Origin of the sequence: Nocardioides sp. NBC_00368, from assembly GCF_036090055.1 — a bacterium.
GTDB lineage: Bacteria > Actinomycetota > Actinomycetes > Propionibacteriales > Nocardioidaceae > Nocardioides.
The window spans coordinates 516335-530099 of record NZ_CP107970.1 but is presented as its reverse complement, the minus strand read 5'-3'; the positions used below and the strand labels follow the sequence as shown (position 1 = coordinate 530099).

Genomic DNA, 13765 nt, shown 5'->3' with positions numbered 1-13765 from the left:
GGAGGCATAGTCGTTCTCAGCTGGGCGGGCGCCCGGACCGGGCAGATTCTTCTTCCTGGCCGGGCACCCGTGACCGGAGGTGATGGCTAACTCCAGGGCCAAGCCACGTGGACGGGCTGGCGATCAGAGCAGGCCATCAGCGGGGCGCGGCGGGTCAGCAGCTAGTGCAAGCTGACACGCAGCTGCTGCCGCAGTTGTCCTCGGTCATCGTGATGATGTGCTCGACGGTGCCACCGGCCTCGATGAACTCGATGTCTAGATCGAAGTCATCGAGCGTGCGGCCCTCGGCCTCGGGCAGGGACGTGGTGATCTGAGTCATGGACAACTTCCTTGAATGAGAGTGGATAGGGCTTCCCCAACGCTCACCCATATGTCGGTCATACAGGTGAGCGCCGAAGTCTCAGGGCCAGGAGATGGCCAGTACGCCGTGCCGCTTGGTCGTGTACCACCCGGTCAGGCCGGTGGCGACGGCGGTGTTGTCGGCGGTGTTGTCGGCGGTGTTGTCGGCGGTGTTGTCGGCGGTGTTGTCGGCGGTGTTCAGGCGAATGTTCGGGTGGTAGGTGATGCGCGCGACGTTGCGCCGGTAGTAGCGGCCGGCCCACGCCCGGATCATGCCGAGCAGCTCGTTGCCGACGTGATAGGCCTGTGGCCCGTGGGCGAGGACACCGGTCTCGAATCCGCTGACGGTCTCCGGGTTCTCGCGCTTGATGCGGTAGGCGAAGGTGTCACCGCGCACAAGCGCCGGAGTGCCGTTGCGTACCGTGCGGTCCACGACGCCTTGATCAACGGCATCCTGGGCGGCGTACATCATCGCCACCTCAGGGCCGCCGGTCAGCAGGTACAGCTCCAACTCGTCAGGCATGTCGAACGGCGTGCCCGACCAGCTGGTCACCGGCGCGGTGTTAAGCGCCTTGCGCAGTGCCGGCACGTCGAAGGTGAGGTGACTGGTCTGGTCCATGCGCAGGCCGAGGTCGGGAGTGACCGCGATGAACTGCTCCGTGGCGGCGCCGTCGCCCTGCATCGGCACGAACGAGCCGAGCCGATAGTTGCTGGCAGTTAGCACCAGGCTGTCCGGAGAGCGGTCGAAGGCGACGAGCCGGGAGATCCCGGCAAACCGCATCGGCATCACGATCCGGCCCTCCGGGCTGAGCTGGTCAAGCCAGGCAGGCGGGATGTCCCACGCCCCGACCGTGACAATGATCCGGTCGTAGGGCGCGTGCTGGGCGACACCGTGTTCGGCATCGGCGAGCACGACGTTGACCTGCTCGTACCCCGCCCGGTGCAGGCCCGCTTGGGCGCGGTGGATGACGTCGGCGTCGATGTCTACTGTCGTCACCGAGCCGCCGGGACCGACCATCTCCGCGATGAGGGCTGCGTTATAGCCGCCCGAGCCGATTTCCAGCACGTTCATGCCAGGCCGCACGTCGGCCTGCTCGAGCTGGATTGCCTGGATGTGCGAGGCGGACACGACGCTCGTTTGACGGCCTTGGGCGTCGACTTTCGGAACCAGTGTGGTGTTGGTCTGGTAGACGTTTTCCAAGGGTTCGCCGGGCGCGAAGTCGTGTCTGGGCACCGCGTTCATCGCGGCAGCGACGCCCTCGGTGGTGATCAGACCTTCCTCGCGAAGTCTCGCCACCATCGACTGACGCAAAGTGTCTCGCAGTGTGTTCACTCATTCACTCTTCCAGGAGTTGTTCCGGGGTTATGGATGCACGCGCCTGTATGGCACGGGTGCTGCGCGGCCTAGTTGCTGTCCGGACTGCTCCGGAACGCTTTGGGGTCAGGCGTGCCGCGTGCGCATGTGGTCACGATCGGTTGCTGTCCTCCTCATAGGGCGGCAGCAGGGACGATCTTGCTGGTCGCGCGGGTGTGGTCCAGCCCGCGTAGGCAGGTCACACACATCGGGGCGTCCGGGTTCCGGACTCGGGTCTCGGGCTGGCGACTGGTCAGGGCATCGGCGTCCTCGGGGATCCGGGCGCCGCACAGTGTCACCACACCGGCGCTGGTGGACTCATCCTCGATGTGGATCCGGCCCGGCGGGTTGGCCAGGATCCGCCACAGCGTCAGCTGCCCCGGCCCGCCAGCGGCGGTCTCGGAAGTCGGCTTCTCACTCAAGGCGCTCAGCACTCTTCTTGGCCAGTTGGAGTCGACGTCGATTCCAAGGACGGCTTCCCCAGGGATGGACCAGGTCGCGGTCCCGATGACCTCGCGCAGCGGGTCATGGGAGCACTCAGCCGGGTGAGACCTGTGACGGCGCCAGTGCTGCGGGTCTCGACCAGGGCTGAGTAGTCGTCGCGGGGCCGCGTCATGACGGAGAAGGTCAGCGGCTGACCCGGCTGGGTGAGGGCCAGACGCAGGAGTGTGAGTGTCGGCTGATTCGGGTTGGCCAGGTTCATGAGGAGACGGCGATCGAGGTCGACCAGCCAGGAACCGTCGGTGGTGTCAATCCGCCACGTACCCGCACAGCGGGTACAGACCGCGATGTCGTTGTGCCCGTGAACGCGATCGTGCCGGACTCGGCCAGACACAGGGACTTCGCTCGGCCGTAGACCGCGAGGGGACGGTGGCGACCCCGCTGGGGCGTGGCGCGGTGCAGGCCGGGTGATGCAACTAGTCACGAGCGACCACTCCTTCCTCATCAGTTTGTTAGCAAAGCAGCACGGTTAACCTACCCCCAATCCTCGCTACTTTGTCAACAAAGTCTTAGACTCTCGGCGTGACCACCCCCAGCGAGCACATCGCGCAGACACCCGTCGACCGGCCTGGCTGGCTTCGCATCGCCGACGACATCCGCATCGCGATCGAACGCGGAGAGCTCGGGCCCGGAGACCCCATCCCATCCCTCGGCGAGCTCGTGGACACCTACGGCGTCTCCCAAGGCACGGCCCGACAGGCCCACAACTCACTGAGGACCCAGGCCCTTGTCACCGGCGGACAGGGCAAACGACTCCTCGTGCGCACCCCGCCCCCGAAGATCACCTTCTCCAATGCAGCCCTCATCAAGGAGAAACAGAGCATCCACCTGCCCGAAGAGATTCGGCGTCGAAGTGGCCACCTCGAAGACACCACCGGCATCAGCATCCGTGACGCCACCTTCACAGCGACCTACACCCGCATCGTCGCTGACGACACCGTCCCTGAGTACGACCCGGGTACTCCGCTGCTGCAGCGCGAGTACGAGACCGTCGAGACCGCGACCGGCCGACGCCTCGCCTGGTCGACCTCATTCCTCCCGATCAGCATCATCGAGGCCAACCCCAAGTTGCTGGACCAAGACGAGGAACCCTGGCCCGGAGGCACTCAACACCAACTCTCGACCGTCGGGGTTGAGGTCGCCCACAACGAAGACACCATCACCGCCCGCGCGCCCACGACTATCGAGATCAAACGCTGGGAGATGGACCCCGGCATCCCCATCCTGCGGGCGGCAGGGTGCATGAGCGACCCCACCGGGCGCGTCGTTTGCGCCACCCGAGTCGCCTGGCCAGCAGACCGCGCCGAACTCCGCTTCGTCCTCGACCTCCCGAAAGCCCAGTGACGCGACAATGCCCACCATCTCCCTGATCACCGCCGTCCTCGCCGGACGCGACGACCACCTCACCCAGACCTGGAACAGCATCGCCACCCAGCAGCTCCCGCCAGGCTGGGACTGGCAATGGGTCGTCCAAGAAGACGGCGAAACCGGTTCACCAGCGACACGGATCCCCACCAACCATCCCCAGATCACCTACGCTACCGGACCGCGTGGGCGTGCCGCCGCCGCGCGCACCCTCGCGCTCGACCACGTCAATGGAGTGTTCGTCCGCGGTCTCGACGCTGATGACCAACTCACCCCCGGCGCGCTCACCCGCGACATCGAGGCACTGACCTCGAACCCCGTCGGCTGGGTCGTCTCCCCCGCCCTGGACCTCCTCGAAGACGGACAGATCAAACGCGGGCCACGCGACCCAGAAACAGGACCGCTGCCTGACAATTGCCTCCGCGACGGAGAGGAAGCCGGCCTACTTCCGGTGCTCGGAATCACCACCACCACCTACACCAGCCTCGTCCACGCACTCGGCGGCTGGCCCGCACTACCCGTCGGACAAGACGTCGCGCTACTGCTTGCACTCGAAGCAGTAGCACCAGGCTGGATGCTGGGTGTGCCGTCAATCCTGTACCGGCGCTGGCCCAAACAGACCACCGCCACCCGCGACGCATCCCAGCCCGTCATCAACACACCCGGCATGCGCAGCATCGGGCTCGCCCGGGCCGACGCCCTGCGACACCTCCAGTGGGACTGGACCAAGATCACCACCATCAACACCACGGTCAACACCGCGGCAGCCGTCGAGGCCTAAGCCTCAATCCAGCGATGGAAATGGCGCTGGGGCGCGTGGTCCCCTTCCCCTGGTGGGCAGCGGCCCAGGGCGTGTCGATGTGTCGGACCTCGCTGGCCGGGACCTCGACGGCGCACCGATAGCGTCGCGAGGCGGCTCACCCATGTCGCGGTCGCCTTGGACCGCGACCCTCAAACGAGAGGAAATCTGAACGATATGGACACCCTGGTGCCTCAGGCACGCGACCTCGCCGAGCGGTTCCTCGCCCCAATGGGGCAGCGCTGGGAACACGCTCAGGGCACCGCAGAACGCGCTGCCGAGCTCGCCGCAGGCCTCCCACCCGAGCAGCGGAACACGGTCGTGGCCGCAGCGTGGCTGCACGACATCGGGCACGCCCCCGAGCTCGAGCGCACCGGGTACGCCCCGATCGACGGTGCGCTCCATCTTCGTGAGCAGGGTTGGCCGCCGACCGTGGTCGATCTGGTGGCCCACCACTCCGGTGCCCGGTTCGAGGCATACGCACGCGGATTGGCCGATGAGCACGCCGAGTTCGGGTTCGAGGACACACCGCTCGACGACCTACTCGCCGCCGCCGACCTGACGTCGGGACCGGGAGGCGAGAGATACACGTTCGACGACCTGCTCGCCGAGATCCGCGAGCGCTATCCGGAGTCCAGCGAGGTGCCGGTGGCGTGGCAGGTCGCTGAGCCGCTCATGCGAGAGGCACTCACCCGCGCCGAGAACAACCTGCGCTGGGCCACCGGCGAGATCACCACCGCTGACGCCGCCACCGCACGCAAGGCGATGGTCGAGACCCTCGCGGCGAACCCCGACTTGGCCGACCCATCGGTCCTGGCCGCGTTCGCGACGGTGCCGCGCCATATGTTCGTTCCCGCCGGGACGCCGCTCTCTGACGCCTACGACATCGACCAGGCGATCATGACCCGCCACGACCTGACCGGGATGCCCATCTCGTCGGTCTCCGCGCCGTGGCTGCAGGCTCAGATGGCCCTCGCCGCTCGCCTGCGCCCTGGCGACCGGGTGCTCGAGATCGGCTCCGGCGGCTACAACGCCGCCCTGCTCTCCGAGATTGTCGGCGAGCACGGCACCGTGGTCACCGTCGACGTCGACCCGTGGGTCACCGCACGCACCCAGCGGTTCCTCGAGGCAACCGGGTACGGCGACCGAGTCGAGGTCATCACCGCCGACGCCGAGCTCCCCCTGCCCGGCCAGCGCGTGTTCGACGCGATCATCGTCACCGTCGGAGCCTGGGACATCCCATCGGCTTGGACCGACCAACTCGCGCCCGCAGGCCACCTCGTGGTCCCGCTGGCGATGGGGCTCACCACCAGGTCGCTCTCCCTCCGCCGCAAAGACGACCACCTGGTGGCGACCTCGTCCCAAGTGTGTGGGTTCGTCCCGATGCAGGGCATCGGCGCACACGTGCGTCACCAAATGCACGTCACCGACCCCGCCGGGATTCCGGTGACATTCACCTCGGACAGTGTGATGCCGCTCAATCCGGATGACCTTGGCCAGATGCTCAGCGGCGAGAGCACCGAGGCCTGGTCGGGCGTCTCGATCGCGCAGGGGCAGGTCGATCTGTCAGGGATGCTGTTGTGGATGACGAGCCACGAACCCGAGTGGTGCGGGGCGATGAGCCCAGCCGGTGGCGCCCTCCATCCCGACAGGGTCCTGACTGTATGGCCGAACGCGCTGGTCACCTACGACGCGTTCTCGACACTCACCATGCGCGACCTGAGCAACACCGACGACGGGTTCGAACTCGGAGCCCGCGGGTTCGGCCCGGAAGGCGCGGAAGCCGCTGGACGAGTCATAACGCTGCTCCAAGCATGGGACCACGCGGGACGGCCCAGCGAGCCCAAGATCCGCTACCTCCGCAAGGACACACCACCCGCCGAAGCAGTCGATCACTCTCTACTGCTCAAGAAGAAGCATGGTCACGTAGCCCTCACCTGGCAGGTGCACCAGTGACGCCGCCCCTCCACCCTTCCACAGGTGAGGAGAGCGATCGACACCCATGCCGCGGCGGCGAGTTCTATGAGGTCAAACAAGGGTCACGTGCTGCCGTTCGCCCGTAAAGGCCGGGCCGGTCCTTCACCGTTTGGCCCTCAGGTCCTTTGTACGACGAGGGCGGTCATGAGACCGAGGCGTCTGGTGACCGAGTACTTAACAGTGGCCGGTCGACGACATACGCACATGACCCGCCCACCGAACTGAGCGGGCCCGAGACATCAAGTGAGGTCCCGGGCCCGTTGCAGTGTGCGTGATGGCTCATGCCATGGCGTCAACAGGCTGGCGCTCTGTCGCTACGAAGCGGCTCATCGCGTCCCAGTCGACCCCAGTACGACCAGCGATGCGGGTCACCGTCGCCAGCAGCGCGATGCGGGCGTCTCGAACCTTGAGGATCTCATCCATCACGAGGACTTCATCAAGGAAATCTTCCAGGGCGCTGATCGTCTCGCTCGAGGCCGACATGAGCTCGGGCACAGTCGCCGTCGTTCCCTCGAGTGTGGCCTGGAGCGCCTCGATTGCGGTGACGAGCCTCTGCTCGACGGGGGCGGTCAAGAGCGCCGGGTCGCCGTCGGGATCGGCATCCTTGATGAGCCGGCGGACGCGCTGGACCGCTTCGACGAGCGAGGCGAGTCGTTCCTCTCCGGCCAGGTTCTCGATGTCGGTCAAGGTGGCCTCCGCGCGCCGCGGCTCATCAGCGAGCGGAAGGACCGCGGCAACCGCGTCCGGAGAGTTCCCCGCGTCGAGGAGGGACTGCTCGAACCGTGCATGCACGAAGTCCCCGGTCGCGGACAAGGCCGCCTCGGAGACGGCCACACCCTGGCCGCTAATGGCCTTTGCCGCAATCTGGAGGACGTCGTTGACCGTGACGGCCTCGAAGATGGGGTTCGAGCGGATGGTTGCCAAGAGACCGAGCGCTGCCCGGCGCAGGGCAAACGGGTCCGAGCTTCCGGTGGGGTTGGCGCCAACGGCGAACAGGCCAACCAGTAGGTCCGTGCGGTCAGCGATCGCGAGGACCGCACCCGCGGCGCTGGTGGCCACGGCATCCTCGGAGGTACGGGGCCGCTCCAAGTCTGCCAGTGCCGCGGCCACCGCCGGGCTCTCGCCCGCCTTGGTGGCGTAATAGCGGGCCATGGTGCCCGCCAGCGACGTCATCTCGATCACCATCTGCGAGCCAAGGTCGAACTTCGCCAGCTCCGCTGCGCGATGCAGAGCGGCGCGCTCGGCGTCATCGAGCCCCACCCGCTCCCCCAGCGCCTTGGCGACGACCGCGATCCGTGTGGCGCGGTCGGCCATCGAACCCAAGGTCTCCTCGAACGTGAGCTTCGCCAAGCCGTCCTTCATCGTCTGCAGAGGGACCTGCAGGTCGGCCTCCCAGAAGAACAGGGCGTCCTCAAAACGCGCCCGGACCACGGCTTCGTTGCCTCGGGTGACCGTGGGAACGTCACAGGCACCGTTGGCGAAGGTCAGGAAGTGCGGTAGGAGGCCGTCGGTGGTCCGTAGCGGCAGGTAGCGCTGGTGCTTACGCATGACCGAGGTGAGGATCTCCGGCGGCAGGTCCAGGTAGCGCTCATCAAAGGAGCCCTGGATCGGCACGGGCGACTCAACGAGGTTGACGATCTCATCCACCACGGAAGCATCTGCCTCCAGATCCACTCGGCCGGTCACCTTCGCAGCATGGGCTTGAGCCGCGTGGAGAATCATCGACCTACGCGCCTGCTCATCAGCCACGATGTCATGCTCACCAAGGAACTCGAGGTAGCCCTCAGCCGAGGAGACCTCCACAATCGGCTGGGGTGCCATCCGCTGAACACGTGTCGTCGTCCCACTGGTCAGCTCGGAGGCCGTGACCGGGACCGGGGCGCTACCGAGCAGGGCGAGCAGCCAACGCACCGGGCGAGCGTAAGACAAGGCGGGGTCCTTCCACCGCATGTTGCGCTCAGAACGCAGATCCACTACAACCTGAGCGAGCAACGCCGAGAGCACCTCAGGCGCAGGCCGGCCCTCCACGTTACGTACGACAGCGACATGCTCGCTGCCCTCGTGCTCGACCCGCTGCAACTGCGCAGCGTCGAGGCCGTGCTTGGCCGCGAAGCCGGTCGCGGCGCGCGTCGGAGCCCCGGTCTCATCGAACGCGGCAGAGGCCCGCGGGCCGCGCAGGGTCTCGACCGCGTCCTCCTCACAGGCGGCGACATCCTCGACGAGCACCACCACACGACGCGGAGTCGCATAAGCGTGGACTGTTCCGTGGCTCAGCTTGGTCGAGGCGAGCCGGTCGGTGATCGTCGACTCCAGCCAGTCCCTGGCCCGAGTGACCTCTGCCGCGGGGAGCTCTTCGACCCCGATCTCGAAGAGCAGCCGCTCAGACTGGGTGACCTCCGGCATGGGCAGCGGACTCGGCAGCTTCGGCGGCGCGACCGTACCGGGGGGGGAACTCGAGCTCGCCGCGTCGAGCGACCCACAACTCGGCCACACCCTTGGACAGCATCCGCATCAGGGTGAAGGCGCGCGCTCGTTCCGCCGTGGAGACCGCACCACGCGCGTCAAGGACGTTGAAGGCGTGCGAGCACTTGAGCACGTTGTAGTAGGCGGGCAACGCCAAGCCCGCATCGAGCATCGCCTGCGCCTCCGCGGCATGCAAGTCATAGAGCCGCTGCGTGCTGACGATGTCAGCCTCGTCGAGATAGTAGCGGCTCATCTCGTACTCGCTCTGACCGAACGCCTCGCCATAGGTGATCCCGGGCGCGTAGTCGATGTCGGCGAAGTGAGAGACACCTTGCAGGGCCATCACGATGCGCTCAATACCGTAGGTGATCTCCACCGAGACCGGGTCGAGCTTGAGCGTGCCGGCCTGCTGGAAGTAGGTGAACTGGGTGATCTCCAAGCCGTCGAGCCAGACCTCCCAACCCAGACCCCACGCGCCGAGCGCGGGCGACGCCCAGTTGTCCTCAACGAACCGGATGTCGTGCGCGCCAAGATCGACCCCGATCGCCTCCAAGGACGCCAGGTACTGCTCTTGGGGGTCGCCCGGGTCCGGCTTCAAGATCACCTGGAACTGAGTGTGGGTCTGCAGCCGGTTCGGGTTCTTCCCATAGCGGCTGTCGTCGGGCCGAACACTCGGCTCAACGTAGGCCACCCGCCACGGCTCCGGCCCCAACACCCGCAGCGTGGTCGCCGGGTTAGCCGTACCCGCACCCACCTCGGTGTTGAAAGGCTGCACGATCATCGCGCCGCGCTCGGTCCAGTAGGCAGTCAGTCGCAGCAATACGTCCTGGAGACTCAGCATCAGTTCCATCGTTCATCAGTCGAAGGCGAGAGCGCGTCCCGAACCTGGAAAATGCGCACAGAAACACGGCCAAGAACATCATCGGCCCAGGTTTCCTGGAAGCCATCCTCTCAGCCGACTTCGTCGCGAGACCACCGGATATCTTGCGCCTCTGCATCACCTTGGCAGCGCCTGCGACGCGATAGTGACATAGAGAAACTTCGGGTTGATCGCCATCAACGACCAGCTACGGGCTCACCGCGAGCCGACAACCCCGTCATCGGAACCACCTCTCCTCTCACCGCCACTCACGGAGTGAACCTCAGGGTGTTGGGGGCTGCGTTCAGGGTTCAGCACCGGCCGATTCAAGCAATGTGCGCATAGGTGTCGGCAGCGGGGAGGTCACCGGTCAGTCCCCGACCGGTCACGGGCACGAGGTGGCCGCCGCGGACCGTCGCGTGCCTGAGGCACCTGATGAGGCCCATCGACGGTCACGTTCGGCCCACCAAGTGCCCAGCCTTGGTCAGAGAGTGGCCGGCCCCTGGACGCGGTCCGGCTCGCACCGCATCCGCTTCCCCCGCGGGAACGCCTTCCCCGCAATACCGAGACCAGGAAGATCCGCGTGATAGACCTCAGCGAGACGGCCGGTAGTAGCGGTCGTCTCGATGACCATTCCTCGTTCGTCAGCAGCCTCGCGAAGCATCGCAAGGACCGCTCGGCGCAGGTCACGGCCGCTGCCACAGCCCGGACGTGCGGACATATGGTCGAGGATGATCCAGCCGCGCCGATTGGTTCCGATCACCGCTATGACAGCGTCGCGGTCGAGAGTCATGTAGTACCGGGACGCCGGCCACCTGACCACCACGAGTTGCACGACCACTAAGAGCACGTGGGCCGGCCACCACAGGAACGCCAACATCAACGACAAGATCCGTTCCGCGGCGGTTCCATTCCGGATCCCGTGCACGTAGCCGCGCTCGGCCCACCACACCATCCTGGGCACGTCGCGCAGTCGCGGTGGCAGCGTGCCAGGCACCGTTGGCGGTGCGGGTGGGCGCATGCTCACATCACAGCACAAGGGGCGCCGCGCCGTGCGACCCACCCCAGCATCAGTGCTGTCATCGTCGCCGTCCGGCAGCTGGGCGCGGTTCGAGGTCCCATGCAAGCGCGTCGGGCGAGGCAGACAGACAACGAATCATGCGATTTTCACATGTTCATCGCGCTATCATGTGAAAACATCACATTGCAAGTGGGCAAGCACGCCCCACGACGACATCCAACAAGACGCAAAGACCGTCGAAAGCGGAGCGGCAGACGCAGTTCGATTCAACAAGGGGGCGACGACGATATTCATGCACTGGATCACCGCCACAGCAACCACCATGGCCGTCGTCACACTCACCGCCGGCTGCAGGTCAGCAGACCACACAGAACCCGCCGAGCACGTGCACTCCGGAAGGCTTACCCCAACAGAGGCGCAAACGCTTCTCCTCGAGGCGGACGACCTCCCCAAAGACTGGCGCCCGGAGGACAGCGCCGTGAAGCGCAGCTTCACATCACTCGACACCACAGGACTCTCCCCCGCCAGCTGCGCATCAGCCTGGGCAAGGCTTGACACCATCCAGCAACAGTGGGACGGCGCGCCTATTCAGGAGAAGACGACGTACCAGAACAGCGACGGTGCGCTCGTAACCCATTCCATCACCAACGACCCCAGCCTCGAGCCGGAGCAACTTCGCCACCCCCTCGATCAACTGCCGGAGGCCTGCGCCTCCTACCAAGTGACCAGGCCTGACGGATCCGCATACACGGGAGGCATCAAGGTCCTCGATCTCAGCAGGGACAACATCGGCCTAGCACAGACATGGGGCCAGCCCGACGGCACGCTGACCGATGTCTATTTCGCATACATCATTCGCCACACAACAGTAATCACCGTCCGAACCGACGGGAGCGTCAAGGACCCCACCGCCTTCTTGGAGATCGTCGAGGCCGCAACGAAGAAGGTCGACCAGGCTACCCAGACTTGACGAACATCGAGCCAGTTGCCCATCAGCGATGGGACCAACATGTCCCCGAAGGCCGCAGCAGCATGGAGGGTAGGCACACGCTCTCGTGACCCACCCGTGGCGAGCGCGACTTCTGCAGAAACTCCCCAGGCTCCACTCGTCAACACCTCCAACAGCAGACACGGAAAGCCTGGCCGGCAACACGTGCCCCGAGCGCCCCGGACGCCGGCGCATACGAGTCAACCCCGCGAGAGAGCTTCGACCCATGAGCGCGTGCCGATTGGCCGACCTCCCGCCGGCCATCCGCCGAAAGAGCAGTCAAGCCACTCGATGCGCGCGCAGGAACGACTCGAGGTCCTCCACGAGGTACACAATCTTTGACCCGACCTTGACGTACGCCGGCCCATCGCCCGCGCCACGCCATTTCTTGAGGGTTGCGCAAGCGATGCCCATGAACACCGCCGCATCTTCCGGCGTCAATGCCATTCGGTCATGCAGCGCCCGCACTGCCGGACCATGCGACGCTCGCGCCCCCGCCGATACCTCAGCATGTGGACCAGCGCGACCTCGGTCAACATTGCGCGGACTCGTCATCGCAGCATCCTTCGGTCGCGGGACTATCCAGACAGCCCCTTCGTCTCATGCAGAACTAACACTAGTTTACTTTGAACATGCGTTAATCACACTAGTTGGGCTACGCTCTGTTTGTGACCCGAGCAGCAACCAGCAAACTCGCCCCTGGCGAGGACAGCATCGATCGAGTGCACCCCATCCAACAGCCCGACGGCTCGTGGCGAATCCAGTGGACGATCGTTCTGCGTGATGGCCGTACCAAGAGGCCGAGCTCGTTCGGACCAACTGTCGGCGAAGCCCGTCGGCGCGCCAAAAGCAAGGCTAAGGAACTACTGCAGACCGGGGGTGGAGACTGGAAGCTGACTACTCCCCTCTCCGAGTACATCAACCAAGTGACCAAGCCTGCCCTGAAGAAGGCCGACCTCCGCCCGCTGACTAGAGCCAGCTATGACGCAGCCCTGGAGATGGTGCTCGGCAAGTGCGTCAAATGCTCTAGGCAAGGAAGACGCCACGAGTTCGGGCTCAAGTCATACACGATCGGGGCAGGAATTCGCCGTGCCCCACTGGAGAACCTGCTCGCAGAGGTCTCCGAGCGCCACGGGGTCGCGAAGGCCCGGCATTGTCGAACCATATTGAACGAGTACCTCATCCAGAAACTCGTCCGCGACGACCTGGTACCCGCGAACCCACTCGCCGGGATGCGCCTATCGACCGTCACCGGCAAGAAGAAGGCCACGCGGACACGAGGTGGCCGCGCCATCGACCGAAAGCAGTACAAGAGATTTCTCCGCTGGCTCCTAGCCCTGGAACCCGCCGACCTCATCATCATGAAGGGTCATGCCTGGCCGAAAGAGGTGCGGATCCAAAAGATTCGCAATGCCATCGACATGACCCTCCTCCAGATGACGACAGGGCTGCGACAAACCGAAGCCCGACGCCTCACCTGGCCCTTGATGCAGGTCAATGACCAAGGCGTCATCAGCTTCGACATCACCGAGGAAGTCGCCAAGACCGGCGACGCCCGAGTCGTTCTCGTACTCGATCAACGGGTGGCCAAGCGCTTCCTTGACCGTCAGCATGAGACCGAAGCAATCGGGTACGTCCTCGGTTCCCCCTCGGACCCCTCAAAGATGTGGGCTCGCAGCAATTGTGGCGCAGCGGTCCGCGAGCTTTACGAATTGGGCGCCAAGGAACTGGGCATCGACGTGATGCTTTCCGAGCGGTCCCACATGTGGCGCACAACGCTGCGAAGCTTCTACGAAGGGTACGTACCGCCGGCCGTGCTGAACTCCCAGTTCGGCCACTCCGAGAAGGTCGCCCAGAAGCACTACACCGACGTCCGCGACCTCAGGGGTCTCGCGGCCGCCGCCAAGCTTCCCAAGCCCTAGCCGAATCCGGGGATCAGGCTCGTGCGCTGCGAAACTACGCGCTGGACTACGCGCAAGCTCGGATACCTCAGGCACCCCTCAGAGCCCTACAGCGCCCCGAACCACTCATCCGATCTGACACCCACCAAGATCCCCCATGCCACGCTCCTATTGAGCCCAAGCACTCCAGCGAACGTG

Annotated in this window: 12 protein-coding genes; 5 read left to right on the top strand and 7 right to left on the bottom strand. The window is 65.5% G+C overall.

Annotated features, from left to right (window positions below; genetic code table 11):
- Nucleotides 1-154 precede the first annotated feature (154 nt).
- The 3 genes from OG984_RS02505 to OG984_RS02495 form a co-directional block, all read right to left on the bottom strand.
- On the bottom strand, nucleotides 155-319 hold the full coding sequence (locus tag OG984_RS02505; protein ID WP_292649174.1) for an FxLD family lanthipeptide: 165 nt from the start codon (nucleotides 317-319) through the stop codon (nucleotides 155-157).
- A gap of 81 nt (nucleotides 320-400) precedes the next feature.
- Nucleotides 401-1672, bottom strand: coding sequence for a methyltransferase, FxLD system (gene fxlM, locus OG984_RS02500; protein ID WP_328530087.1), 1272 nt, complete (start codon nucleotides 1670-1672; stop codon nucleotides 401-403).
- A gap of 155 nt (nucleotides 1673-1827) precedes the next feature.
- Nucleotides 1828-2115 carry a hypothetical protein gene (locus tag OG984_RS02495; protein ID WP_292649179.1) on the bottom strand — a complete coding sequence of 96 codons (288 nt, stop codon included), beginning with the start codon at nucleotides 2113-2115 and terminating at the stop codon, nucleotides 1828-1830.
- A 601-nt stretch (nucleotides 2116-2716) separates the two neighbouring features.
- Between OG984_RS02495 and OG984_RS02490 the strand changes: the two genes are divergently transcribed.
- The 3 genes from OG984_RS02490 to fxlM (OG984_RS02480) all read left to right on the top strand — a co-directional run bounded on the left by OG984_RS02490 (nucleotide 2717) and on the right by fxlM (OG984_RS02480) (nucleotide 6314).
- Entirely contained in the window at nucleotides 2717-3538 is an 822-nt protein-coding gene (locus tag OG984_RS02490) for a GntR family transcriptional regulator (RefSeq protein WP_292649182.1), read from the top strand.
- Between the two features lie 7 nt (nucleotides 3539-3545).
- Nucleotides 3546-4340, top strand: coding sequence for a glycosyltransferase (locus OG984_RS02485; RefSeq protein ID WP_292649185.1), 795 nt, complete (start codon nucleotides 3546-3548; stop codon nucleotides 4338-4340).
- 207 nt (nucleotides 4341-4547) lie between these two features.
- On the top strand, nucleotides 4548-6314 hold the full coding sequence (fxlM, locus tag OG984_RS02480; RefSeq protein WP_292649188.1) for a methyltransferase, FxLD system: 1767 nt from the start codon (nucleotides 4548-4550) through the stop codon (nucleotides 6312-6314).
- Nucleotides 6315-6614: 300 nt separating this feature from the next.
- Here fxlM (OG984_RS02480) and glyS read toward each other — a convergent pair whose 3' ends face one another.
- The 3 genes from glyS to OG984_RS02465 form a co-directional block, all read right to left on the bottom strand.
- Nucleotides 6615-8738, bottom strand: coding sequence for a glycine--tRNA ligase subunit beta (gene glyS, locus OG984_RS02475; protein ID WP_328530086.1), 2124 nt, complete (start codon nucleotides 8736-8738; stop codon nucleotides 6615-6617).
- The gene (locus OG984_RS02470; RefSeq protein ID WP_328530085.1) at nucleotides 8716-9648 is read right to left on the bottom strand and encodes a glycine--tRNA ligase subunit alpha; all 933 of its coding nucleotides are present in this window, start codon (nucleotides 9646-9648) and stop codon (nucleotides 8716-8718) included. The genes glyS and OG984_RS02470 overlap by 23 nt, the downstream gene beginning before the upstream one ends.
- Before the next feature lie 493 nt (nucleotides 9649-10141).
- Complete coding sequence (locus OG984_RS02465) at nucleotides 10142-10621, bottom strand: hypothetical protein (protein ID WP_292649193.1); 480 nt, start codon at nucleotides 10619-10621, stop codon at nucleotides 10142-10144.
- A 349-nt stretch (nucleotides 10622-10970) separates the two neighbouring features.
- On the opposite strand from OG984_RS02465, the gene OG984_RS02460 reads away from it, so the two are divergent.
- A complete protein-coding gene (locus tag OG984_RS02460; protein WP_328530084.1) occupies nucleotides 10971-11648 on the top strand; it encodes a hypothetical protein in 678 nt (225 codons plus the stop codon).
- Nucleotides 11649-11945: 297 nt separating this feature from the next.
- Here OG984_RS02460 and OG984_RS02455 read toward each other — a convergent pair whose 3' ends face one another.
- Nucleotides 11946-12134: a helix-turn-helix transcriptional regulator gene (locus tag OG984_RS02455; protein WP_292649198.1), complete on the bottom strand. Its 189-nt coding sequence runs from the start codon at nucleotides 12132-12134 to the stop codon at nucleotides 11946-11948.
- Nucleotides 12135-12334: 200 nt separating this feature from the next.
- On the opposite strand from OG984_RS02455, the gene OG984_RS02450 reads away from it, so the two are divergent.
- The gene (locus OG984_RS02450) at nucleotides 12335-13588 is read left to right on the top strand and encodes a tyrosine-type recombinase/integrase (RefSeq protein WP_292649202.1); all 1254 of its coding nucleotides are present in this window, start codon (nucleotides 12335-12337) and stop codon (nucleotides 13586-13588) included.
- Nucleotides 13589-13765 lie beyond the last annotated feature (177 nt).

Excerpts from the sequence above, each read along its gene's own strand:
- OG984_RS02460 (WP_328530084.1), top strand. The coding sequence starts at position 10,971 with ATGCACTGGATCACCGCCACAGCAACCACCATGGCCGTCGTCACACTC.
- OG984_RS02485 (WP_292649185.1), top strand. The coding sequence starts at position 3,546 with ATGCCCACCATCTCCCTGATCACCGCCGTCCTCGCCGGACGCGACGAC.
- OG984_RS02470 (WP_328530085.1), bottom strand. The coding sequence starts at position 9,648 with ATGGAACTGATGCTGAGTCTCCAGGACGTATTGCTGCGACTGACTGCC.
- OG984_RS02505 (WP_292649174.1), bottom strand. The coding sequence starts at position 319 with ATGACTCAGATCACCACGTCCCTGCCCGAGGCCGAGGGCCGCACGCTC.
- glyS (WP_328530086.1), bottom strand. The coding sequence starts at position 8,738 with ATGCCGGAGGTCACCCAGTCTGAGCGGCTGCTCTTCGAGATCGGGGTC.